Source organism: Enterobacter sp. ZOR0014, from assembly GCF_000798855.1.
Lineage (GTDB): Bacteria > Pseudomonadota > Gammaproteobacteria > Enterobacterales > Enterobacteriaceae > Enterobacter > Enterobacter kobei.
Window position 1 is genome coordinate 1 of sequence record NZ_JTLF01000055.1, and the last position, 207, is coordinate 207.

The following is a 207-nucleotide window of genomic DNA, read 5'->3' on the forward strand; positions in this document are numbered from 1 at the left end:
TGCCGGAAAATATTAATACCGGTTTACCGGAGTGGGCGAAGGATCCGTGCATCATCGGGATAACGCTCGGCAATAATGAAAAGTACACCCTCCGTGCGCTTCGTCAGGGTTACCTTTACGTTTTCTATGAAAAAGGAAAACAGGGCACGAATTACTGGCAGTGCTACAGCGTTGCGCCGGACGGCTCACTGTGGCTGCAGCAGGTGG

Annotated in this window: 1 protein-coding gene; it reads left to right on the forward strand. The window is 52.2% G+C overall.

Annotated features, from left to right (window positions below; translation table 11 throughout):
* Positions 1 to 207 (forward strand): toxin VasX (locus L977_RS24660; protein ID WP_047624581.1); only part of this gene is annotated, 207 nt, incomplete at both ends.